This is a genomic window from Bacillus sp. AFS053548, assembly GCF_002575105.1.
Classification (GTDB): domain Bacteria; phylum Bacillota; class Bacilli; order Bacillales; family Bacillaceae_G; genus Gottfriedia.
Genome location: NZ_NUHI01000009.1, coordinates 19,229 through 43,094, shown reverse-complemented (window position 1 = coordinate 43,094; position 23,866 = coordinate 19,229). Strand labels below are relative to the sequence as shown.

Here is a 23,866-nt window from a genome sequence, read left to right as displayed (position 1 = left end):
ATTAAGAAATGATTAATTGTTAGTCAATATAGAAAAAACCAGTTGCAGGCGCTACTACGCAGTGAACGCGCCTTCAACTTCATATATGGGAGGGAAACGATTATGGGTAATACAGCAATTTCAGTGAAAGGGCTTGAAAAATCATATAAAAATGTCCCAGTATTAAAAGGCGTGGAATTTGAAGTAAAGAAAGGCAGTGTCTTCGCTTTACTGGGGTCAAATGGTGCTGGTAAAACAACTATTATTAAAATTTTAACTACTTTACTGCAGGCAGATAAAGGGGAAATTGAAGTTTGTAATGCCAACCTTCAAACGAACCCACAACAAGTACGTGAGAAAATCAGTCTAACCGGACAAAACGTTGCAGTAGATGATATTTTGACAGGGCGTGAAAATCTCGATCTAGTAGCAAAACTTCGCCACTTGCCTAATCGGAAAGAAGCTGTGGAAGAAAGTTTACGCCGCTTTGATTTAATCGAAGCTGGAGATCGAGCTCTTGCTACTTACTCAGGCGGTATGAAACGACGCTTGGATTTAGCAATGACAGTACTCGGGTCACCTGAACTTGTTTTTCTTGATGAGCCTTCTGTTGGACTTGACCCCGAAGCTCGGTTAGCTTTGTGGGAAGTGATTCGAGATATGGCGAAAGCTGGTATTACCGTTTTTCTTACTACCCAATATTTAGAAGAAGCCGAACAACTAGCTGACCGCATTGCGATTTTACATGAAGGAAAGATTCTTGTTCAAGGAACATTAGATGAATTAAAAGCAATTCTTCCACCTAAAAAAGTGGAATACGTGGAAAAACAGCCGAACCTTGAGGAAATTTTCCTCGCTGTTACCGGAAAGAAAGGAGAATTGTAATGAGTGGAAACCATTTTTTCAGTGATACAATTACAATGAGCAGTCGGGTGATGAAGCATTCACTACGAAGTATTGACACAATTATCACAACCATTCTTATGCCGATTATGCTTATGCTTGCTTTTGTCTATATTTTCGGTAGTGCCATGACAATGAATAAAGTAGATTATGTGAATTTTATCGTTCCAGGTGTGTTGCTTATGTGTATTGGAATGGGGATTTCCTATACAGCGGTTCGAGTGAATACTGACATGACTAGAGGAATATTTGATCGATTCCATTCCATGCCAATCGCCAAATCATCCATTTTGGGAGGGCATGTCATCTCAACATTATTATTAAACTTATTATCAGTTGCTGCGGTGATTCTTATTTCTTTTATCATGGGATTTCGTCCTCACGCTGATTTTGTGGAGTGGCTATTAGCAGTTGGTATGTTCCTGCTTACCGTATTTTCTTTCACTTGGATTGCAGTAGCATGTGGTTTAATGTCAAAATCGTATGAAGGTGCAAGCGTGTTCTCTTATCTACTTATGGGCTTAATGTTTGTAAGTTCTGCCTTTGTTCCGACGAATAATATGGGTAGCAAGCTTCGAGCTTTTGCCGAACATCAGCCAATGACACCAATTGCCGAAAGTGTCCGTTCCCTTTTGGCTGGGCAGCCGGATTATGGTGCGATTGTAACAGCGTTGTTCTGGCTAGTTGGAATTGGGATTTTGTTTTATGTGATTTCAATGAAGGTATATAAAAAACGTATGAAATAAAATGGCGAAGTACAGGGTGAGGAGGAATTCTTTCAGTCTGTACTTTTTCTGGGTTTACATTGTATTTATGAAATTAAAAAAGAGAAACCTTAGTTTCTCTAAAAAAATACTTATTACAATTTTTTATAAAAGTCTTTTATTATCGACTTTTTAATCCTTTGAAATACAGTTATTTTTTATTTTTACAATGTGATTCGTACTTTTATTCCTATTATGGAGAAACAAGGTTATGGAAGAATTATTAATATTTCTTCAGAATATGGAGCGATGAGTGAAATGGCATATCCAGAAGTAGGAGCTTATAAGCTATCTAAGCTTGCCCTAAATGGATTGACAAGATTGTTAGCTGCAGAAATCAAAGGAGATATCAATATAAATGCCGTCGATTCGGGATGGGTAAGTACTGATATGGGTGGACTATCTGCACCAAGAACTCCTGAGCAAGCTGCTAAGTCTATTATTTGGTTAGCGACAATTGGAAATGATGGACCAAATGGAGGATTTTTTAGAGATGGAGAAAGCATTGATTGGTAACGATCTATCTCAGAAATGACACATATTGAAAAAGTAGTACATTATTCGATATTCGGAAAATGCACTTCTTTTCAATATATTGCATTCTTCTTCCGCAGATAAACAAAATAAAACATAACACGATTAAATTACTTACCGGAGAAAGGGCATTTACTCTTTATTTTTTAAAAAAAGTGTCAATAAAATTAAATTAATAAAGATTATAAAAACTAAATAAAACAGATTTTGTACTAAATATTTTATATTATAAAAAGCTTGTCCCATATCATCTTTACCAAATGGGTAGGTTGATTCTAATATACTAGGAATCTTTAAACTTCCAATAAGTATAATCAACATTAAAAATAAAAATAAGTAGTTTTTTTCATTTTTAATAAACTCAATAATTATTTATAAGTATACGTTTTTTTATATTCCACTCCATAAGATTTTTTAGCCGTACCTGTCCCTTCTAAACTCCAATAAATTGAGTACCAAGGTATCTTTAGAACATCATATTTTTTAGTCTTAAATACTGGGTATGCTTTTAAAGCCAATTTAGCAACCTTTTTACAATTTACTGTATTAGGGACTGTTACTGAACTTTAAATTGAAACGGATTCACTTTTGGTAACATCCCAACCTAAAGAGGCTGTTAATGCTGAATTACTAGCACCATAGCTAGAACTGATTGTAGTTGCTACACTTTTAGTTTGTGAGATTCCAATCGTTACGCCTGGCTCACCGATTGCAGTGGCAATAGCACTGGATCCTGTAACATCACTACCATTACGAATGTTGTTAACTTTATACATATTAACTCCAAGTCTAGCTTTTGGTTTAATATCATCATAGGGAACATGATCTTCTAATAGTTCAGAAGCATTTAAAAAAATTAAAGATTCTAATTCAGGATTTGCTAAAAATTCATCGATTATAGCTTTCTGCTCGCTATTAGTCATAGAATCATCTACTACTAACAAATATTCTTCCTCATTGTAATTTTTAAAGATATCACAATTATTAAGACTTTCCTCATTTGCAAATACCGGTTTTACAAAACTAAAAGCTAATAGCAGTACCAAAAATGAGTAAAAATATTTTTTCACATACTTTCTCCTTTTTCGATTACTAAAATTTAATTAAATTTTAACAAAATAATATGTTAAAAAATAAAAAAAGTGTGACAATATCTCGAATCTTAAAGGCGATAAAAATATGATAACTATATTACACTTTTTTACTACTTTAGTACGTAAATAAGTAAAACAGATTACAAAAAGTCCAAGAGGTTTTAGAGTAAAGACCTAACGGAGAATTTTTTAGAGATGGAGAAAGAATTGCAATAAGATTGCACCAATAAACTAAAAAAAGTCCACCTAATTTTATAGGTGGACAATTTTTTTAATGTTGTTGTTGTTTTGTTTCAAAGTGAAGTGGTGCTGGAACTAACCAACCTTTTGTTTTCATGATTTGTAGTAGTGCCGCACCATCTTTAAAGTAAACTTGCAGATAAAAAGAAATGTAGACGTTCATATAAAGGTAAAAGGATTTATTGAGGAGTCCAAAAAATCATTACATCAAAATAGAGAATTGAAAAAGTATGAGAAAGATGCATCAAAATTTATGAGCTCAAGAATTTCGAGTAAAATCAGAAGTGAAACTAAAGGGAACTGGTACTATGTTAACTTTGGTTTAATGTTAATTAAATAATTATAAAATTTCATTTTTTCTAATAAATATAACGATGAAAAGCGCTATCTTAACAAAAATGTTTAATTTCCATTATTGACAATCTGTTTACTAGGATTTATGATTCAGTTAATGAAATTACATAACACAAACTTATCGAGAGTGACCGAGGGATCAGGCCCTATGACGTCCGGCAACCTCCTTATTAAGGAACGGTGCCACTTCCTGCAGAATGAAATCATTCTGATAGATAAGTCGAAAACAATTGTTTCCGATGCCTCTTTCTGAATGAAAGAGGCTCTTTTTATTTTCTTATTTAAGTTTAAATGAAAACCCAACTTAACCAATATGAAAACTAGACGATTTGAAAAATAAAGGGGAGAATAGAAATGAAATATGGTTTTTGGTTACCGATTTTTGGAGGCTGGTTACGGAATGTGGATGACGAAAGAATGCCACCAACATTTGAATATGCTAAAGAGGTCATTCAATCAGCTGAAAAATGGGGATACTCGACTACTTTAATTGCTGAATTATATTTAAACGATATTAAAGGTCCAGAGCATGATTCACTTGAAGCTTGGTCAACAGCAGCGGCACTTGCTGCAGTGACGGAAAAAATCGAAATTATGACCGCGATTCGTCCAGGTTTTCATAATCCTGCAGTAACAGCAAAAATGGCCGCAAATATAGATCGAATCAGTAACGGTCGTTTTACCCTAAACGTCGTTTCTGCATGGTGGGCAGAAGAAGCTCGTCAATATGGCGGTATTTTTACAGAACATGATGAGCGTTATGCTCGTACAGAGGAGTTTATTGATGTCCTAAAAGGCTTATGGACAGAAGAAACGTTCAATTATTCTGGAAAATTTTACGACTTAAAGGATACAAGGCTTGCTCCAAAACCTGTACAAAGACCAAACCCTATTCTTTATGCAGGTGGTGAAAGTGATAAAGGTAAGCAAACCATTGTAGAAAAGTGTGACGCATATGTGATGCACGGTGGAACAGTTGAAGAAATTAATCAGAAAGTAACAGATATGAAGGTACGCCGTGAACAAACTGGCAATGCACCTTTAAGTTCTTTCGGTATGGCCGCTTATGTTATTTGTAGAGATACAGAAGAAGAGGCTTTGGCTGAGTTAGAAAAAATTACGACAGTGAAAGATTCTAGCGGTTATGCTGGCTTTAAAGACTTCACGACAAAATCACAATTAGAGCAGCAAATTCAATTACAAGATTACTCAGTTTCAAATCGTGGTCTTAGACCAAATCTAGTAGGGACACCAGAGCAAATTGCAGATCGAATATTTCAATATGAAGAAGCTGGCTTAGACTTATTATTATTGCAATTTTCACCTCAACTAGAGGAAATGAAACGATTTTCAAAGCAAGTTATGCCATTAGTAGAACAAAAACGTAGTTTAATAAAAAACTAGAATGGGGACATAAAAATGAGCAAAGTATATGTAATACATGAAAATAGTGAATGGACAATCCATTTAACAAAAAGATTAGAGGAGCTTGGTGTTCCATTTGAAGAATGGCATTTAGACGAAGGTACAGTAGATTTATCAACAGTACCACCAGAAGGGATTTTTTATAGTCGAATGAGTGCTTCTTCTCATACACGTGATCATCGTTTTGCAGCTGAATTTACTGGGCAAGTATTAGCTTGGCTTGAAGCACATGGCCGTACGGTTTTGAATGGTACCAATGCCCTAAAGCTAGAAGTTAGTAAGGTTTTACAATACTTAGAGCTAGAAAAGTATGGTGTGAAGACTCCTAAAACAATCGCAGCAGTTGGAAAACAAAACATTATTAAAGCAGCTAATAGCTTTGCTGGACAGTCATTTATTACGAAGCATAATCGTGCCGGTAAAGGGTTAGGTGTCCAGTTATTCCATAGTGTTGATGCTTTAAAAGCTTATGTCGATGGACCGACATTTGAAGAACCAGTCGATGGTATTACACTTATTCAACAATACATCAAATCACCTGAAAGCTACATCACTCGTTGCGAGTTTGTTGGCGGAAACTTTGTTTATGCTGTTAAAGTAGATACTTCGGAAGGGTTTGAACTATGCCCAGCTGATGCGTGCCAAATTGGTGATTTATTCTGCCCAGTAGGTGAAGAAGTAGAAGAGAAGCCTAAATTCCAAATTGTTGAAGGTTTTGACGACGAAATTTTAGAGAAATATAAAGAAGTTCTAGTTAAAAATAGTATTCAAGTTGCTGGAATCGAATTTATTAGAAATGCTGAAGGTGTTATTTATACTTATGATATTAATACAAATACCAACTATAACTCAGATGCGGAAGTAATAGCTGGAAAATACGGAATGCTTGAAGTAGCATTATTTTTAAAGAAGACATTGGAAGAAAAATACTCTACAGCAACGGCTTAAGTAGAACTATTTAGAATAACCTTAAAAAGCTCAAACCTAAACATAACAAAGGTTTGGGCTTTTTTGTGGTCAGTTTGTTAAACTTTTTCTGGAACTTAGAGTATTAGGCAATTATTTAAGAGGAATATGCTAACAATCAAAAATAATATATTGATAATATTAGATTGTAAGTTTTAAATTTTGAGGCTAAAAAAGGTCAAATGAATTCGTACCACTTGATTTTTAAAATTCAAAAGGAGGATACAAATGAAAAAGACTTTTTATTTAATGCGACATGGACAAACATTATTTAATAAAAGAAGGAAGATTCAAGGATGGTGTGATTCACCACTTACGGAATTAGGAATTAGACAAGCTGAAACTGCTGCAAAGTATTTTAAAGAAAACAATATTATTTTCGACCAGGCCTATTGTTCAACTTCCGAAAGAGCAAGTGATACGTTAGAAATTGTAACGAATTTACCTTATACAAGATTAAAAGGATTAAAGGAATGGAACTTTGGAACGTTTGAAGGTGAAAGTGAAGATTTAAATCCACCGCTGCCTTATGGTGATTTCTTTGTTACGTTTGGTGGAGAAGACCAAACAGAGTTGCAAGAAAGAATAGCAATTACTTGTCAAAAAATAATGGAAGAAGATAATGAAGTGGTTTTAGCTGTATCCCATGGAGCGGCTTTACGGAATTTCATGAGGGTTTGGGAGCATAGAAGTTCTATTACACAACAAGACCGAATTGGAAATTGTTGCATTTTGAAGTTTGAATATGAGAACAGGGAATTTAAATTAGTAGAGATTATCAATCATAATTTCAGTGATGTAGTCCAGGTATAGTTAGCTTTAAAAAGCTTTTTACTTTTAGATTAATAGAATACATATTTTTGAAAGAGAGGAAATTAAAATGGAATATACTAAGCTTGGTAATACAGGGTTAGAAATATCTAGTCTTTGCCTTGGGTGTTTGGGATTTGGAGATGCAAAGCGTTGGATCCATCCATGGGTCATCGATGAGGAAAGTAGCCGTACCATTATTAAAAAAGCATTAGACTTAGGTATCAACTTTTTTGATACGGCGAATGTCTATTCAGATGGAACTAGTGAGGAATTTGTTGGTAGAGCATTAAAAGATTATGCCAATCGAGATGAAATAGTACTTGCTACGAAGGTTTATTTTCCTATGCACAAAGGTCCTAACGGTTCGGGACTTTCCCGAAAGCATATTATGAGTGAAATTGATAAAAGTCTTAAACGCCTCGGAACAGATTATGTGGATTTATACCAAATCCATCGTTGGGATTATAACACACCAATCGAAGAAACAATGGAGGCACTTCATGATTTAGTGAAGGCTGGTAAGGTAAGATATATTGGTGCTTCAGCAATGTATTCATGGCAATTTTTAAAGGCTTTACATGTTGCAGAGAAAAATGGGTGGACTAGATTTGTATCAATGCAAAATCATCTAAACCTGATATACCGTGAAGAGGAAAGAGAAATGCTCCCTTTATGTAAAGAAGAAAGAATCGGCGTCATTCCATATAGCCCACTTGCATCAGGAAGATTGACGCGTGATTGGTCAAATACAACGCTAAGATCTGAAACTGATGAAATTCAAAAATCTAAATATGGTGCAACTGAAAATACGGATCGTCTTGTTGTGGAGCGTGTTGCAGAGATTGCCGAAAAACATGGAGTAACAAAATCAAACATAGCTCTTGCTTGGTTACTGCAGAAAGAACCAGTTACTGCGCCTATTATTGGTGCTACTAAAATTTCACATCTTGAAGATTCAGTTGGGGCTTTGTCGGTTAAATTAACGGCTAATGAAGTTGCGTATTTGGAAGAGCCTTATGTTCCTCATCCAGTGGTTGGTGCTTTAGGCTCTAATTAATGTTAATTTTAATATTATGAGTTTATCCCCTATTTTCCTTAAGTGTGAAAAGGGGCTTTTTTTTGTTTATTTCACTAGGGCAATTAAGTTAGGGGGCATTTTTTTCCTTTTATAAGATTTATTTGTAGAACACTTCTTAGATCAAATGTTCAAACCTTAACTTTTGCCGTTTCCAAGAAAATGCTTTTGTAAGAGCGCTACTCTAAAAACTATTAAAGTAGGAAATACTCACTAGTTTTTTTGTATCACAGTGATATATGTTGCAATATGCCGAAAAATCCTTCATATTTGTTAAAAAGGAGGTTCGTTATGCGAAGTGATATACAACCGAATGAACGAGCTTTTTCTTCCAAGGAAGTAGCAGAAGAACTGGGTATTGCAACACCTACTGTTCGAAAGTATGGTCAAATCTTAGAGCGCAATGGATATGAGTTCTTGAAAGATGGCGATCGGCGTATATTTGTTCAATCTGATATTAGAGTGCTTATAGCGTTACGCGATTCAGAAAAGCCCCTGGAAGATGCTGCAAAAGACCTCGTATTTCAACAAAAAGAAAGATTAGAAGATTACGATGAAACACAAATTACGATATCCGATACATATGAAAATTTACCACATGACCCAAATCAATTAAAAGAGTTTTTAAGGTTTTTAGTCAGTGAACTCGCAGCTGCACGTGAAATGAATGTTCAACTGAAAAATGATATGACAGAACTTAAAACGGCGGTTTCCAGGCTTCAGCAAGATCATCATGATATAAGTGCAAATATTGGAAATTCATCCAATAAAACTTATACCAAAATTGAAAAATTAGCCGAACAACAAAAAATCCAATACGAGACATTACGGGAACAAGAAAAACAAACAATTGGTTTTTTACAAGAAGAAATACAAAACATACGAGAAGAACAAAGAAAAGAATGGCGATCACAAGATAATTTTAATAAACGTTTAGAAGTTGTGATACAAAAGCCTAGAGAAAAATGGGGATGGCTTTTCTCTTTATTTAGAAAATAAAGGACCTATTAAATTCTTTTTATGCTAATCTTGTACAAATTATATTAAAACTTTTAAAAATGAATACTTTAATAAGTACTTTCTGGTCGATACTTCCATAAGGATGTATCGACTTTTTGTTTCGTATACATTAGCTGTTAAAAATTGCAATTAATTCAAAAATCTTTTTAATCGTAAAAATTCGTATACGATACAAAAAAAGTAACATATAACAGAACCAATGTATCACTATGCGATATTCGATCGTTATTAGATTTTTTCATCTTAGCCACCAGTAGAATGAAAAATCAACTGATATCAGTTAATTTCAGTTTGAAATAATACTTTTGAATAGTAGATTTTATTTTATATCATATCAAAATCTTACAAATTCCCGGGAAATATCTACAAATTTCTTAATGATAAGAAATAATTCTAATTGTGACACTATGTCCGTAATGACTAGTAGTGATATATTAGAAAAACCTCTACATAACAATTAAATTTACTACTTTTCGACGAAGTTTATTTAGTGTTCGAACTTTTTCAATATTGATTACATTATATTGCATTACATTGAAAAGCCCCCAAATAGTACAGGGGGCTTTTGTAGTTTCCAAGTTGGGTTATACTGAGTTCTAATGTCCTGTTTTTTCAAGGAGAATTTTAAAAGCAAATACTAAGTCTTTCCTAATAAGGATAAGGTTTCCTTCTCATTCCGACATTATTAATTTTAACGTCAACACTTACTGTAACTTTTGCTTTTTTAAATGTATCATTCCAATTATCTTCATATTTTTTATAAATTTTTGGATTAACCATGTATAATTTTTCACCAAATCCAAATGCATCTCCACCGAGTTTTTTTACTTCTGATATCCCTTTTTCTATTAATTGTTTTATAACATTTTCAGCGGTTTTTTCGTATTTATTAAGCGTTATTGCTTTATCAAAATTAGCATTACATAATACCTCGTCAATATGGCCAATTGATTTAATTTTTATATTTATTATTGGAATATTATCTTTTATTTTAATTTCCGTCTTTGCTTTTACCCGAGTAAGCTCCATCGAATCATATTCTTTTGTATTACATGGTATTTCTACATTCATTTCGTTGATCAGATTATCAATAATTTGTATTGATTTTGCCGGTGGTCCATCTAACCAACCAACTAATTTTCCATCTCTAAATATCCCTGTGCCATTTATACTATCATAACTAGAATTGACTTTATTAGCATTTTCAAGTGTTTGTGATGTTTCACTTTCATTTTCTAAACTCACGCCATTTATTACGGGTTCCCTTCCCCTACTAGAAATTGCAGAAATTGCCTCACGCATTAATGTTTCTTGGTTTTCACCCAAAAGGGTTGATGTATTTTTAATCTTACCAACAATTGATTTAGCTGATATCCTATCAAGTGGTGCTATATTATTCATTATGATATCTACGCTTTTATTTCTTGCAATAATAACTGGGATATTTACACGAATTTTAGAATCTCTTTCAAATACATCGAAAATATAATTTAGTGATTTTTCTTTTGCTAATGTTTCTCCTACTATGACAAGTGCAACATGAGAATAAATATTTTGTCGAGATCCTTTCTTAGACACATTTCGTACAGCTTCAGTAATAGTTCTACCTTTTTCATCTAACGCAATAACCGGAGTACCTTGAGACCCTGACTGTGTTGCAGTTGCAATTGCACTAGGATTAAAAATTTGAGTGATTACAAGATATTTTTTTTCTTTTGGCAAGTAATCGACTCCCATTGCAACCACAATCGATACTTGATTTAATTCTTTATAATTAGAGCAAGCACCTAAGAGCATACTTACAATAAGAAATGAAATAAAAAATTTCTTTTTCACATTTTATTCTCCAATATATTAGCTTTTTTGTAATTCGTAATTTAAAAAGCAAATTTCAATTCCTATAGGGGTTCATACTACATATTATAATTTTTCCATTTTTTTGTAATTTAATGTACTGTTTTCAACGGTATACTTTTACATAGCCAATTTAAAAAACCCCACTTTTCTGTAATAATTCCATTTTAAAATATCCTCTTTTCATCTAAAATAGCAAGTTTCTAGCATTAATAACCCCCATTGATGATGAAGCTATACATTCAATTGTGGAATTAGTAGTAAAGGATAAAACACCTAGCATAATTAATGGAAAACAAAAACAAATCGATGAATCTACAGGAGGAATGAGCTTTGGTTCATTTGGATTTGATGACGAAGCTATTTCTGAATCAAGGAATATTACGCTAAAAAACAGAAGTGAAAAGAATAAAACATTTAGTAGTAATGTGAAATTGTACCAAAAGCGAAGACCACTTATAAAGGTGCAACGTTAGATCGTATACTGGAACAAGTTGGATATAAGTAAATAAAAAAAAGACAAAATAAAATTTTGGGGGAAAAGGACTCATGGAAAATTTCTGAGTCCTTTTTTTGTACTTTACAAAATAAGATTCATAATTTAAGTAAAAAAAAGGATCTCGATGAGAAAAGCCTCTTTTTAAAAAAAGTAATTGAGTCTAAAATAAATGAATTGAGTAGATTTTAAAATAAAGTAGTTGTTTTTAGATTTAATGAATGGCTAATAGGTTGGTTTAAGCGTGTTTATTCTGTTGGCATGAATTTTGCTTAATGAATAGTAAGAAGAGGAAGTATTTATTTCCGATTTTAAATGGACAGAAATAGGAGGTGTTTTAGGGGTTTAATTTCAAATTCATTTTTACTGTTTAAGAGAGGCACAACTATTATTTTGCTTGTATTCTGCAGGGATTTATTAGAGATTATCAGAAGGTGTACATGTTTACAAAAAATTTATGCTATTTTAGTAGATCTATTTTTTTGCTATGTTTTTTCTGAATATTCTAAAATAAAGGGTGGGGCATTTATGGATTCTAATAATGAAAAAGGTCAGTTACAACGTTCCATGAAGAGTAGGCATTTGTTTATGATTTCACTCGGAGGAGTAATCGGTACAGGTTTATTTTTAGGATCTGGTCTAACGATTAATCAAGCTGGTCCAGGGGGAGCGGTTGTTGCGTATTTATTCGGTGGATTGGTGATGTACCTTGTAATGGTTTGTTTAGGTGAACTATCAATTACAATGCCAGTTACAGGTTCGTTTAAGACTTATGCTACGAAGTACATTGGTCCTGGCACCGGGTTTACAATTGGCTGGATGTATTGGCTTAGTTGGGCAACAACGGTTGGATTAGAGTTTACTGCTGCAGGAATACTGATGCAAAGATGGTTTCCTCATGTACCTGTTTGGATTTGGTGTCTTGTATTTATAGTTCTTTTGTTAGGTTTAAACATTCTTAGTGTAAAAGGTTACGCAGAAGCAGAATTTTGGTTTGCGGGAATTAAAGTATTTGCAGTTATAGCTTTTATACTAATTGGAGCAGCAACTATATTTGGGTTTGGTCATAAAGGTAGTTCAGCACCTTTGTTTACTAATTTTACAAAAGATGGTGGGCTTTTCCCACATGGGTTTTCAGCTATATTTTCAACTATGATGGGAGTAGTATTTGCATTTCAAGGGGCAGAAGTTGTTGGAATTGCAGCTGGTGAAAGTGAAACACCAGAAAAGACTCTTCCTAAAGCAATTCGAAGTATCATTTTTCGTGTCCTGATTTTTTATGTGTTAGCCATTTTAGTATTAGCGGCTTTGATTCCTTGGAGGCACGCCGGAGTAGTAGAAAGTCCATTTGTTGCAGTATTTGATAGTGTAGGTATTCCGTATGCAGCTGATATTATGAATCTAGTTATCTTAACGGCGTTGCTATCTGTAGGTAATTCGGGATTATATGTATGTTCTCGGATGCTTTGGTCACTTTCCAAAAGTGGTATGGCACCTAAAGCTTTAGGGAAAGTAAATTCTCGTGGTGTCCCGTTTAATGCAGTATTGTTTAGTCTACTTTTTGCATTAGTATCATTACTTACAAGTGTAGTATCTGCACAAACAGTTTTTGTCGTTCTGCTGTCTGTAACTGGACTAGCTGGTACATTCAGTTGGATGGCAATTGCCTTGTCGCAATATAATTTTAGAAGACAATTTATTAAAAATGGTGGAAATATTAAGGAATTAAAATACAAAGTTCCACTGTTCCCATTAATACCTATTCTATGTCTAGTTTTATGTGGAATTTCCATCGTATTTATGGCTTTTGATCCTACTCAACGTTCTTCCTTAATAGGTGGTTTAGGCTTCATGGGTGCAAGCTATCTTTATTACTTTTTACGTCATGGGAAAAATAAAGGTAAGATCGGCATTAAGAAGGATCATGGAGATGTACCAACTCATCAGAGTATTTGACCAGTATGTATACAGCTAAGAATCTTACAAAAGTAATCTATTACAAAAGATGATCTTAAAAGGAGGCTATTTAGTATGAATAAACCTTACCTAGTTGTAGAGTGGAATGATAGTGAAACAGATGCAAAAGGTTGGTTAGTAGTACATAACTTTGTCAAAGGGTATGCTGGTGGTGGGACAAGAATGCATCCAACAGTGACAAGGGAAGAAGTCGAACGTTTGGCAGAGGCAATGGCTTATAAATATATGGCTTCAGAAAGTGTGACTACAGGTGGGTGTAAAGCTGGTATTGCTTATGATTATAAAGCCCCTAATGCGTATGACGTATTAAGAAGATTTTTGATTGCGATGATGCCATATGTAGAAGCGGGAGTATCTTTAGGAAGTGATTTAGGTACTAAGTATGAGGATGTATTAAGAGTATTTGATGAATTTAATGTAGGAATACCTTTAACTAAATCGATGAAGGAAGATGTAAGTGTTCAAAATGGAATAAAAAATTTTAATAATCTTCTAGCTTCCAAAATAGATTGTTTCCTTCTAAATGATGCTGTAACAGGCTATGGCGTTGCATTTTGCGCAGATGAAGCATGGAAGTTTAAAGGTGAAAATAAGGTAGCGAAAGTAGTTATTCAAGGATTTGGTTGTGTAGGAGCAAGTTGTGCATTGAAATTATCACAGTTAGGCTATAAAATCGTCGGCATTTCGGATGCAAATCTACTAGTTACGTGTGAAGAGGGGTTAGATGTTCAGAAATTAATTGACCACAAAAACTCACACGGAGAAATGAATCAGGAGTTTTTTGAACAGAACTATGTGGTAAGAAACAACACTGAATGGCTTGATGTAGATTGTGACATCTTAATTCCAGCAGCTTTAGAGGATGTAATTAATGTATCAAACGCTAATAAAGTAAAGGCGAGTTTAATTGTAGAAGCTGCTAATATTCCAATTTCTGCTGAGGGTGATCAAATCATCAAACAAAGAGGGATCGATGTAGTAAATGACTTTGTAGCGAACTTAGGAGCAATTAGATTTTATGATGCAGTTATTTTTGGATTAGTGAAACCTGAACCTAAGGCAGTTATAGATGATATTGAAAGATTAAGCAGAAAGAATACCTTTAACCTATTTACAGAAGCTAAAAAGCAAAAACGATATCAAAGAGATATTGCTTGCGAACTGTTTGAGCCCACAGTTAGAGATTTGATAGAGTGTTAAAAGAAGTTTAATAATACTTAAAACCCACAAAGAAAACAAATTTCTTTGTGGGTTTTTAACATTTATAGGCTATTTCGACAGCCTCTTTTATTTATGAACTAGATTAAATGATTCATTAGTAGCAAATTACTTGAATGAGTTAAAAATGACGGTTTTGAGTGAGTTTTAATTTTATTTTTCACTAATTAGATGCGGAAATACAGCCTACATTTAATAATAATAGGAATTCCAAGTTGGCATGGGTTTTGCATTATAAAGAGTATAACGGAAATGAAGGTCTAATATACCTTGAGTTTTCTAAATACATGCAAAAGCACAGTGTTAACCATTTAAATGCCTAATGGAAACTAGTAGATTAGCGAAAGAAAGATGAAGAGGTGATCAAATTGCCGGGGGCATTACATGGTATCAAAATTATTGATTTAACTAGAGTGCTAGCCGGCCCCTTTTGTACGATGATCCTTGGGGATCTTGGGGCTGAGGTAATCAAAATTGAAAGTATTAGCGGTGGGGATGAGACAAGGGGTTGGGGGCCTCCTTTTGTAGAAGGAGAAAGTGCATATTATTTATGTGCTAACAGAAATAAGCAAGGTATTACGTTGAATTTGAAGGATGAAAAAGGGAAGGAGGTTTTAAAAAAACTTATTTCTGAAGCAGATGTAGTCGTCCAAAACTTTAAACCTGGAACTTTATCAAAACTAGGTTTTTCCTATGAAGAAATGAAAATCATGAAAGAAGATATTATTCTTGCATCGATTAGTGGATTTGGTAGCAGAGGACCTAACTCTTCACTTCCTGGATATGATTATATCATTCAGGCGATGTCTGGTTTAATGAGCATTACCGGAGAGAAAGAAGGCGAACCAACAAAAGTAGGAGTTGCCATTTCAGACGTATTAACGGGGTTATTTACATGTATTGGAATTCTTGCTTCATTACAGCATCGTAATCGTACAGGAGAAGGACAAGAAATTGACATTTCACTATTTGACTCTCAATTAGCTGCTTTAGTAAATGTGGCTAGTAATTATTTATGTAGTGGTGCTATTCCTGAGCGATTAGGAAATTATCATCCTAATATTGTGCCGTATCAAGTATTTTCAGCAAGTGATGGTGAGATGGTGATCGCAGTTGGTAATGATCATCAATTTAATCGATTTGCTTTACTAATTGAAGAACCGATTTTATTAGATGAATTATATAGGACTAATGCTAGTCGATTGCATTATCGAAAACAAATTGATGAAATAATCTCAAATAAGATAAAAACAAAAAGTAAAGATGAGTGGAAAGTTCTCTTAGATAAAATTGGTATTCCAAATGGGCCGATTTATAACGTAAGTGAAGCCCTACAGTCTGAACAAGCTAGATCAAGGGAAATGGTGTTAGAAGTAAATCATCCATTCATAAATGATCTAAAGTTAGTTGGTTCACCATTAAAATTATCAAAAACACCAGTTGAAGTAGTAAGACATCCTCCATTGCATGGAGAACATACTGAAGAAGTGATGAGTAAGCTTGGTTATTCTCAATTAGAAATAGAAGAAATGAAACGAAATAATACAATTTGAGGAGGAAATAAAATGAATTTTTCATTAACAGAAGAACAAAAAAGTGTAAGAAAGGTAGTTAGATCATTTGTAGATCGTGAAATTATTCCATTTATTAAGGAATGGGATGAAAAAGGACATTTTGAAGTAAATATTTTAAAACGACTTTCTGAGTTGGAACTAATGGGCGTATGTATTCCAGAACAATATGGTGGAGTTGGAATGGACTATAATACTTTAGCAATCATATGTGAGGAACTTGAGCGTGGAGATACAGCTTTCCGTACGGCTGTTTCAGTACATACGGGATTAAATAGCATGACATTATTACAATGGGGAACTGAAGAACAAAAGAAAAAGTATCTAGTTCCTCAAGCGCAAGGGAAGAAAATTGGTGCATTTGGGTTAACGGAGCCAAATGCAGGATCTGATGTAGTTGCAATGGCGACGACAGCAGTAAAAGATGGTGACAGTTATATCTTAAACGGATCCAAAACATGGATTTCTTTATGTGATGTAGCTGATCATTTCTTAATCTTTGCAAAAACAAATCATGACTTAAAGCACCACGGAATTTCTTGCTTTATCGTAGACCGTACTTTTGAAGGGGTTTCTACAAAAGCAATTAAAGGGAAAATGGGAATTAGAGCTGGAAACACTGGGGAAGTATTTTTAGATGATGTCAGAGTACCAGCTGAGAACCTATTAGGATTCGAAGGTGAAGGGTTTAAAATTGCAATGTCGGCGCTTGATAATGGAAGGTTTACAGTTGCAGCGGGTGCTTGTGGATTGATTCAGGCATCACTTGAAGCAAGCGTAAAATATTGTCATGAGCGAAAAACCTTTGGTAAAGAAATCGGAAAACATCAATTAGTACAACAAATGATCGCTAAAATGTCTTCAAATCTTGAAATCTCCCGTCTACTAGTCTATAAAGCTGGCTGGTTAAAAAATAGTGGAAAACGTAACACTAGAGAAACATCTCTAGCAAAATGGATTTCTTGTAATGCAGCAAATGAGGCAGCTAATGATGCTGTACAAATTTATGGTGCATATGGATTTTCAAATGAGTTCCCAGTAGAGCGTTATTTAAGAAATTCAAAAGCACCAGTCATTTATGAAGGAACAAGAGAGGTTCATACAATTATGCAGGCTGAATATGACCTAGGTTATAGGGAGGATAAAGTTTTACGAAAAATGCTTCCAGCTTGGCCATTTGAAGAGGTTAACGTAGAAACTGTTAAATCTTAATAAAAAATTGTAGTAGAAAATAGATTGATCGTTAGTGTTTCAATGTAATCGCATAAGAGAAGGGAGTGTTTCGTAATGAAAATTAGCGGTGGAAAAGCAGTAGTCAATGTTATGGCGAAGGAAGGGGTAAATAAAGTTTTTTGTGTACCTGGTGAGAGTTATCTAGGAGTTATGGATGCTTTATATGAACATCCGGAAATTAGCTTGATTTCAACTCGACATGAAGGTGGAGCTTCATTTATGGCGGAAGGGTATGCAAAAGCATCAGGTGAAGTAGGTGTCTGTATGGCAACTCGTGGTGTTGGAGCTTCAAACTTGGCGATTGGAATTCATACTGCCAGCCAAGATTCCACTCCTTTAGTTGCGCTTATTGGACAAGTTGAGCGTCCTTTTAAAGAAAAGGAAGCATTTCAAGAGGTCAATCTTGTAGGGATGTTTAGCCATTTGTGCAAATGGACAGTAGAGATTGACCAAGTAGAACGAATTCCAGAGCTATTACATCGTGCATTTCATATTGCTCGTTCAGGTCGCCCTGGTCCTGTGTTAGTAGCATTACCTCATGACATGCTAGAAGATACAGCCGAAATGGTAGAAATCCCAATCTATCAGTCTCAGCCGGCTCGTCCACATAAAGAGAGTGTTCAACAAGTTGTAGAAATGATTCAAAATGCCAAACGGCCGATTCTTATAGCTGGTGGGGGTGTCATTCGTTCACAAGCTGTTCCTTTATTAGTTAAATTTGCTGAAACAGTACAAATCCCTGTCGTTACTGCATTCCGTCGTTTCGATGCGTTTCCAAATTCACATCCTTGTTATGCAGGATGGCTTGGCTTTGGAACACCAAAGAATTTACTTGAATCAATTGACAATGCCGACCTAGTGATCGCTCTAGGTACAAGATTTTCCCAAGTAGGAACGCAAGATTATTCATTGCTTTCAGGAAAAGGAAAACTGATTCACATTGATATTTCAGAAGATGTATTTGGAAAAGTTTATGCTCCTTCTTTGGCAGTTACAGCTGATGTGAAAGCCTTCTTAGCGGAAGCATTAACAATTGCTTTATCTACTCCATTAAATTCAGATGGAATGCGAGTAGAAAAACTTCATAACGAATATATGAGCTTTTCAAATGCGAAGGAAGATTACACGGATGAATATGTAGATCTGGATGGTTTTATGTATGATATCGTATCGCATTTACCAAAAGATGCGATTATTACGAATGATGCAGGGAACTTCTTTGGCTGGCTTTCTAGATATTATCGCTTTGAGCATGAAAATACATATGTCGGGCCAACATCCGGAGCGATGGGGTATGGATTGCCGGCTGCTATTGGTGCAAAACTCGCTCAGCCGCATAAAACCGTTGTTTCCTTCTCAGGAGATGGGGGTTTCATGATGACGCTTCAGGAAATCGAAACAGCCGTACGTTATAACATTCCTGTCATTTCGATTGTGATAAACAACAATATGTATGGAACAATTCGCACACATCAAGAAAAGCATTTTCCAGATCGAGTAATCGGTACAGAGCTTTCTAATCCAAATTTTGCTGAGTTAGCAGGCTTATTTGGTGCATACGGTCAGAAGGTCGAAAAAAATACTGACTTTGCGCCAGCACTTAAGCGGGCATTATCATCAGGACGTCCAGCTGTTATCGAAGTTGTAACAAATCCGAAGATTTTATCTGCTGGTCAAGATAAGTCAAAAATGAATTTATCTTATAGTAAATAATGGGATCTTTATTTAATTAGTGAAAAAAATCTAATTGGGGGAAACGATATGCGTTATGCAAACTACATTAATGGACAATGGAAACAGCCTACGTTAGGTGAATATCGGGAAAATTACAGTCCTCATAATGGAGAGTCATTAGGAGAATTTCCTTCAAGTACAGAAGAGGATACACGACAAGCTATTCTTGCAGCGAAAACGGCCTTTTTATCATGGAAGAAACTTTCATACCAACAACGAGCTGTATACCTTCAAAAAGCAGCAAATCTATTAAAAGCAAAAGTCCATGAAGTAGGACGTGATTTAACACTAGAAGAAGGGAAAACACTTGCCGAGGGTATTGGAGAAACACAGCGTGCGATTAGCATCCTTGAATATTTTGCAGGAGAAGCAAGACAGCCGGTCGGAGAAGTAATACCTTCAGGTAATACAAATACATTTTTATATACAACTCGAACGCCAATCGGGCCAATTGGATTGATTACGCCTTGGAATTTCCCAATTGCAATACCTGTATGGAAAATGGCTCCTGCACTTGTTTACGGAAATACGGTAGTGATTAAACCAGCGGATATGACACCAAAATCTGTTTATCATGTGATAAAAGCGCTTGATGAGGCTGGTATTCCAGCAGGAGTTGTAAACTGTGTATTTGGTAGAGGGTCTGTCGTTGGAACAGAATTGGTGGAACATCCTTATATTAAAGCAATCTCATTTACAGGATCTAATCAGGTTGGAAATCAGATTCAGCAGAAGGCTACAGCAAAAGGAAAGAAAGTACAAATGGAATTAGGTGGGAAGAATCCACTGATCGTACTTGCCGATGCAGATATTGAAAAAGCAGTTGAAATTGCCGTGAGCGGAGCTTTCAGATCTACTGGTCAAAAGTGTACTGCGACGAGTAGGGTGATTGTTGAAGAGTCGATTTATGAAGCATTCCGTGACCGACTTGTAGAACGAACAAAAACATTAAAAGTTGGAAACCCACTTCATGACGATACATTTGTCGGTCCAGCTGTTTCTCAATCACAACTTGACGGCGTACTTGCCATGATTGAAGCTGGAAAGGACGAGGCAACTCTATTATGCGGTGGAGAAATTCCTGCTGACAAAGAACTAAAAAATGGTTTCTATGTACAGCCCACAATCTTTGAAAATGTCTCCCCGGATGCCCGTATTGCCCGAGAAGAAATATTCGGACCTGTAATAGCACTCTTTAAAGTGAAAAACTATGAGGAAGCAGTAGGGATGGCTAATGATACTGAATATGGTTTAAGTGCAGCAATTTGTACAAACAATTTTACAATTGCACAGCGTTTTGTTGAAGACATTGATGTTGGTCTTGTACATGTAAATAATGAAACAGCAGGATCAGAGCCACAAGTACCTTTTGGTGGCTGCAAAAATTCAAGCACTGGATCCCGCGAACAAGGAAAGACAGCGATAGACTTTTATACACAAGTCAAAACGGTTTATATGGATCAAATGTAATTGGTTAGGTTGAAAATTAAAAGAGGCTGCCTTATAAGTCAGGTTAACTGACGTATGGGCGCCTTTTATTTGTTTGTAAACTATTTGATTACTTTGTGAGGATTATCTACTTGCACATGAACATTTTATGAGGAAGTTAATTACAGTATCTAGCTATTGTACTTCCTCATGAACCCTTTATGAGGAAGTTAATGTCAGTATTTAGCTAGTGTACTTCCTCATGAACCCTCTATGAGTAAGTAAATTACAGTATTTAGCTAGTGTACTTCCTCATGAACCCTCTATGAGTAAGTAAATTACAGTATTTAGCTATATAACATCCTCATGAACCTTTTATGAGGATGTTATATTCATCATCTAGCTTTTTTTATATACGCATGAACCTTCAATGCAAAAATACCCGACTATTTATCGGGTATTTTTAATTTTCACATTTATTTGTAAAAGTCTAATTCACTACAATACTTACGAACTAATCTAGCTGCTTTAGACTGGCTGATTTCTAAATCATCTGCTACTTTTCTTGTATTCCTAAATTTTGTATAGGAATTAATCACTATGTTTCTCTCAACTTCTTCTAGAGAAGTTAGAAGCGAGCAGTCATTTATGTCTTCATTGACCGGACTCTCTTTTTTATTTTCAATTAATAAATCAGTCAAATCTTGCACTTTGATAATGCCATCACTTGTGACGACGAGGCTTTCAAGCATATTTTCTAGCTGTCGAATATTCCCAGGCCATGAATAGTTGTAAAAAGTATTTAAAGCTTCTTCAGAAATGATCGTATTCATTTGGTGTTTTCGATTAAACTCTGAGAGAAAATGGTAGGTTAGTGGAATGATATCTTCTTTTCTTTCACGTAGTGGTGGAATTTTTAAATTTACTACATGAAGGCGATAATATAAGTCTTCTCTAAATTCCTTATTCTGTACCATTTCATATAAGTTTCGATTCGTAGCAGAAAGGATACGAATATTTACTTTTTTAGATTGTTTGCCTCCAACAGGCATAAATTCAAATTCTTGAATAACTTTTAGAAGCTTTGCTTGAACCTTAGGTGAGATATCTCCAATCTCATCTAAAAATACCGTTCCTCCGTCTGCAAGCTCTAAAAGTCCTTGTTTGCCACCTTTTGTTGCTCCTGTAAATGCGCCATCTTTGTATCCAAAAAGTTCTGATTCTAGTAGCTCTTCCGGAATAGTTGCACAGTTTAAAGATAAAAAAGGAGCTTTATTTCGGCTGCTTTTCTGATGGATATATTTTGCAATTACTCCTTTTCCAGTACCAGATTCTCCTTGAATTAATACTGTTGCATCTACTTTAGCAACCTTTTCACATATCTTAACAATATTACTCATTTCCTTGTTATTCGTAATGATATTATTTTTATAAATTGCAGCTTGATCTGCTTCATTTATTTCTTGTTCATCTGGTATGTATAAGTCTTTATAGCTTGCATCTTGTGAAGTGGTGATAATTAGCTCAATTTCCTGCTGATCATTTAATAAAGGGATGGCTGTCGTGATGATTTCCTTGCCAACATAACTGATTTGTTTCATTATGACCGTTTTCTTTTCTTTAAATAAACGTGGGAGAATAAGAGGCTTCCAATATTCTTTTGAAATTAATTCATCGTTTAATTTTCCTACGACGTCTTTTAGTTTGATACCGTAATGTCTTTCACAAGCCTTATTTATATACACGATTCGGGCATCTTTATCAAGTACATAAAATTCATTAGGGGAATTGTCCAATATTTTTTGTAGTATTTCATTACTGAACTCAATTTTTAGTTTGTCATTTGTTGTATTTGGCAAAACGTAACCTCCTCTAAAATCATTTTTAATCTAGCAAAATAGTAAGTTGAGTTAAAATTGACTGAATTGAGTAAATTATAAGATAATTACCTTGATTTGGAAATAGATAAATAGTGGTATCTCCTTATAGTAAAGCGATATCAAAATTGGCATAAATCTTGCTTAAGTTAAAGAATAAAGGATGGAATTTTGTTTTAAATGAAATCCAAATTAAAGGAGGAATCATTATTATGTCTACAAGGGAAACAGCACATACTTTACAAACTTCATTGCCGTATAAAACATATGTAAGCCAAGAGGTATTCGATACAGAAAGAAAAAAGATTTTTAGTAAAAATTGGATCTTCGTAGGTCATACTAGTCAAGTTAAAAACGTCGGTGATTTTTTCACTTTTGAGGTTGCTGGTGAATCTATTTTAGTTACACATGCTAATGATGGGAAAATACGCGCTTTTTATAATATTTGCCCACATCGTGGGACGAAGGTAGAGCAAAGTGAAGCAGGAAATAAAAAAATCCTTCAATGTATTTATCATGGTTGGACCTTTAATTTGGATGGGCATGTAAACCGAGCTCCAAACTTTAAAAATATTGATTTAGGAGAATATAACTGTTTGAAGTCGATCCAATTAGAAGTACAGCGCTCTATGATTTTTGTAAACTTAGATAGAAAAGCCCCGGCATTTTCTGTTGAATATGGAGAGTTATTAAACGAACTAAGTCGTTATTCTTTCTTGGATTCATTACAACTAGTAAAAGAAAATCGTCGTTTGATTAAAGCAAATTGGAAAGCTGTAGTTGATAATTTCTTAGAGTGCGACCATTGTCCAGTTGCACATCCTTCATTCTCGAAAACATTTGATCTATCGAACTACAGCATTGTTCCTTGTGATAAATTCTCTTACCAGTGTTCAAATGTAAAAAACCAAGATGATAGTTTAACACGATTCTATTGGATTTGGCCAAATATGATGATGAGTGTATTTCCTGGAAGTGGAAATATGACGACAACACAACTGATTCCAATTGATGCCAACCAAACGCTTGCCGTATATCGCTATTTCTTTCTGAATGAAGAAATTTCGAAAGAAGAAGAGGAAATGATTAAATTTGTTGATCAAGTCCGAGAAGAAGATTTTGATTTAGTAGAATTATTGCAAACTGGTTTACATTCGAAAGCATTTGAGAATGGTATTTTTTCTCCAACTGAGAACGCGATGCAACACTTCCACGAATTGATTAAAGAAGCAATTGACTTATAATCTAGTTTCTTGAGTATAGTAAACTGATAAATACTCGAGAAGACAGTTTGGAATGAAAAGTGACAAT

Annotated in this window: 18 protein-coding genes, 1 pseudogene and 1 riboswitch; of the genes and pseudogenes, 16 read left to right on the top strand and 3 right to left on the bottom strand. The window is 34.7% G+C overall.

What is annotated here, in order from left to right; genetic code table 11:
- Nucleotides 1–102: 102 nt before the first annotated feature.
- The 3 genes and pseudogenes from CN946_RS05920 to CN946_RS05910 all read left to right on the top strand — a co-directional run.
- Nucleotides 103–864: an ABC transporter ATP-binding protein gene (locus CN946_RS05920; RefSeq protein WP_098860299.1), complete on the top strand. Its 762-nt coding sequence runs from the start codon at nucleotides 103–105 to the stop codon at nucleotides 862–864.
- On the top strand, nucleotides 864–1,628 hold the full coding sequence (locus tag CN946_RS05915; protein WP_098860298.1) for an ABC transporter permease: 765 nt from the start codon (nucleotides 864–866) through the stop codon (nucleotides 1,626–1,628). The genes CN946_RS05920 and CN946_RS05915 overlap by 1 nt, the downstream gene beginning before the upstream one ends.
- 180 nt (nucleotides 1,629–1,808) lie before the next feature.
- A pseudogene (locus CN946_RS05910) lies at nucleotides 1,809–2,162 on the top strand (SDR family NAD(P)-dependent oxidoreductase); the annotation flags it as partial.
- A gap of 584 nt (nucleotides 2,163–2,746) precedes the next feature.
- On the opposite strand, the gene CN946_RS05905 reads toward CN946_RS05910, so the two are convergent.
- Complete coding sequence (locus CN946_RS05905) at nucleotides 2,747–3,124, bottom strand: hypothetical protein (protein WP_176547221.1); 378 nt, start codon at nucleotides 3,122–3,124, stop codon at nucleotides 2,747–2,749.
- 859 nt (nucleotides 3,125–3,983) lie between these two features.
- Nucleotides 3,984–4,090, top strand: a riboswitch (SAM riboswitch).
- A gap of 132 nt (nucleotides 4,091–4,222) precedes the next feature.
- On the opposite strand from CN946_RS05905, the gene CN946_RS05900 reads away from it, so the two are divergent.
- The 5 genes from CN946_RS05900 (at nucleotide 4,223) to CN946_RS05880 (ending at nucleotide 9,146) form a co-directional block, all read left to right on the top strand.
- Nucleotides 4,223–5,272, top strand: coding sequence for an LLM class flavin-dependent oxidoreductase (locus tag CN946_RS05900; protein WP_098860296.1), 1,050 nt, complete (start codon nucleotides 4,223–4,225; stop codon nucleotides 5,270–5,272).
- A 15-nt stretch (nucleotides 5,273–5,287) separates the two neighbouring features.
- Nucleotides 5,288–6,241 carry an ATP-grasp domain-containing protein gene (locus tag CN946_RS05895; protein WP_098860295.1) on the top strand — a complete coding sequence of 318 codons (954 nt, stop codon included), beginning with the start codon at nucleotides 5,288–5,290 and terminating at the stop codon, nucleotides 6,239–6,241.
- 246 nt (nucleotides 6,242–6,487) lie between these two features.
- Complete coding sequence (locus tag CN946_RS05890; protein ID WP_098860294.1) at nucleotides 6,488–7,072, top strand: histidine phosphatase family protein; 585 nt, start codon at nucleotides 6,488–6,490, stop codon at nucleotides 7,070–7,072.
- Nucleotides 7,073–7,139: 67 nt separating this feature from the next.
- Nucleotides 7,140–8,129, top strand: a complete 990-nt coding sequence (locus tag CN946_RS05885) for an aldo/keto reductase (protein WP_098860293.1) — start codon at nucleotides 7,140–7,142, stop codon at nucleotides 8,127–8,129.
- Nucleotides 8,130–8,438: 309 nt separating this feature from the next.
- Entirely contained in the window at nucleotides 8,439–9,146 is a 708-nt protein-coding gene (locus CN946_RS05880) for a coiled-coil domain-containing protein (protein WP_098860292.1), read from the top strand.
- Between the two features lie 669 nt (nucleotides 9,147–9,815).
- Here the strand turns inward: CN946_RS05880 and CN946_RS05875 are convergent.
- Nucleotides 9,816–11,003, bottom strand: coding sequence for a Ger(x)C family spore germination protein (locus tag CN946_RS05875; protein WP_098860291.1), 1,188 nt, complete (start codon nucleotides 11,001–11,003; stop codon nucleotides 9,816–9,818).
- Between the two features lie 266 nt (nucleotides 11,004–11,269).
- Between CN946_RS05875 and CN946_RS05870 the strand changes: the two genes are divergently transcribed.
- From CN946_RS05870 to CN946_RS05840, 7 genes are all read left to right on the top strand, one after another.
- Complete coding sequence (locus CN946_RS05870; protein WP_098860290.1) at nucleotides 11,270–11,497, top strand: hypothetical protein; 228 nt, start codon at nucleotides 11,270–11,272, stop codon at nucleotides 11,495–11,497.
- A 548-nt stretch (nucleotides 11,498–12,045) separates the two neighbouring features.
- On the top strand, nucleotides 12,046–13,473 hold the full coding sequence (locus tag CN946_RS05865) for an amino acid permease (protein ID WP_098860289.1): 1,428 nt from the start codon (nucleotides 12,046–12,048) through the stop codon (nucleotides 13,471–13,473).
- 75 nt (nucleotides 13,474–13,548) lie between these two features.
- Nucleotides 13,549–14,694 (top strand): Glu/Leu/Phe/Val family dehydrogenase, encoded by a 1,146-nt coding sequence (locus CN946_RS05860; protein WP_098860288.1) that lies wholly within the window; start codon nucleotides 13,549–13,551, stop codon nucleotides 14,692–14,694.
- 386 nt (nucleotides 14,695–15,080) lie between these two features.
- Complete coding sequence (locus tag CN946_RS05855; RefSeq protein ID WP_098860287.1) at nucleotides 15,081–16,265, top strand: CaiB/BaiF CoA transferase family protein; 1,185 nt, start codon at nucleotides 15,081–15,083, stop codon at nucleotides 16,263–16,265.
- 12 nt (nucleotides 16,266–16,277) lie between these two features.
- Complete coding sequence (locus CN946_RS05850) at nucleotides 16,278–17,495, top strand: acyl-CoA dehydrogenase family protein (protein ID WP_098860286.1); 1,218 nt, start codon at nucleotides 16,278–16,280, stop codon at nucleotides 17,493–17,495.
- A 75-nt stretch (nucleotides 17,496–17,570) separates the two neighbouring features.
- The gene (locus CN946_RS05845) at nucleotides 17,571–19,229 is read left to right on the top strand and encodes a thiamine pyrophosphate-dependent enzyme (protein WP_098860285.1); all 1,659 of its coding nucleotides are present in this window, start codon (nucleotides 17,571–17,573) and stop codon (nucleotides 19,227–19,229) included.
- 48 nt (nucleotides 19,230–19,277) lie between these two features.
- Nucleotides 19,278–20,720, top strand: a complete 1,443-nt coding sequence (locus CN946_RS05840) for an aldehyde dehydrogenase family protein (protein ID WP_098860284.1) — start codon at nucleotides 19,278–19,280, stop codon at nucleotides 20,718–20,720.
- 434 nt (nucleotides 20,721–21,154) lie between these two features.
- Here CN946_RS05840 and CN946_RS05835 read toward each other — a convergent pair whose 3' ends face one another.
- Nucleotides 21,155–22,537, bottom strand: coding sequence for a sigma-54 interaction domain-containing protein (locus tag CN946_RS05835; RefSeq protein WP_098860283.1), 1,383 nt, complete (start codon nucleotides 22,535–22,537; stop codon nucleotides 21,155–21,157).
- A gap of 230 nt (nucleotides 22,538–22,767) precedes the next feature.
- Between CN946_RS05835 and CN946_RS05830 the strand changes: the two genes are divergently transcribed.
- Complete coding sequence (locus CN946_RS05830) at nucleotides 22,768–23,799, top strand: aromatic ring-hydroxylating oxygenase subunit alpha (protein WP_098860282.1); 1,032 nt, start codon at nucleotides 22,768–22,770, stop codon at nucleotides 23,797–23,799.
- The last annotated feature ends 67 nt before the right edge of the window (nucleotides 23,800–23,866 follow it).

What these genes read in the sequence shown, in the direction of transcription:
- CN946_RS05830 (WP_098860282.1), top strand. Translation starts at nt 22,768, where the DNA reads ATGTCTACAAGGGAAACAGCACATACTTTACAAACTTCATTGCCGTAT.
- CN946_RS05920 (WP_098860299.1), top strand. Translation starts at nt 103, where the DNA reads ATGGGTAATACAGCAATTTCAGTGAAAGGGCTTGAAAAATCATATAAA.
- CN946_RS05890 (WP_098860294.1), top strand. Translation starts at nt 6,488, where the DNA reads ATGAAAAAGACTTTTTATTTAATGCGACATGGACAAACATTATTTAAT.
- CN946_RS05880 (WP_098860292.1), top strand. Translation starts at nt 8,439, where the DNA reads ATGCGAAGTGATATACAACCGAATGAACGAGCTTTTTCTTCCAAGGAA.
- CN946_RS05885 (WP_098860293.1), top strand. Translation starts at nt 7,140, where the DNA reads ATGGAATATACTAAGCTTGGTAATACAGGGTTAGAAATATCTAGTCTT.
- CN946_RS05840 (WP_098860284.1), top strand. Translation starts at nt 19,278, where the DNA reads ATGCGTTATGCAAACTACATTAATGGACAATGGAAACAGCCTACGTTA.
- CN946_RS05915 (WP_098860298.1), top strand. Translation starts at nt 864, where the DNA reads ATGAGTGGAAACCATTTTTTCAGTGATACAATTACAATGAGCAGTCGG.
- CN946_RS05895 (WP_098860295.1), top strand. Translation starts at nt 5,288, where the DNA reads ATGAGCAAAGTATATGTAATACATGAAAATAGTGAATGGACAATCCAT.
- CN946_RS05850 (WP_098860286.1), top strand. Translation starts at nt 16,278, where the DNA reads ATGAATTTTTCATTAACAGAAGAACAAAAAAGTGTAAGAAAGGTAGTT.
- CN946_RS05860 (WP_098860288.1), top strand. Translation starts at nt 13,549, where the DNA reads ATGAATAAACCTTACCTAGTTGTAGAGTGGAATGATAGTGAAACAGAT.
- CN946_RS05845 (WP_098860285.1), top strand. Translation starts at nt 17,571, where the DNA reads ATGAAAATTAGCGGTGGAAAAGCAGTAGTCAATGTTATGGCGAAGGAA.
- CN946_RS05865 (WP_098860289.1), top strand. Translation starts at nt 12,046, where the DNA reads ATGGATTCTAATAATGAAAAAGGTCAGTTACAACGTTCCATGAAGAGT.
- CN946_RS05900 (WP_098860296.1), top strand. Translation starts at nt 4,223, where the DNA reads ATGAAATATGGTTTTTGGTTACCGATTTTTGGAGGCTGGTTACGGAAT.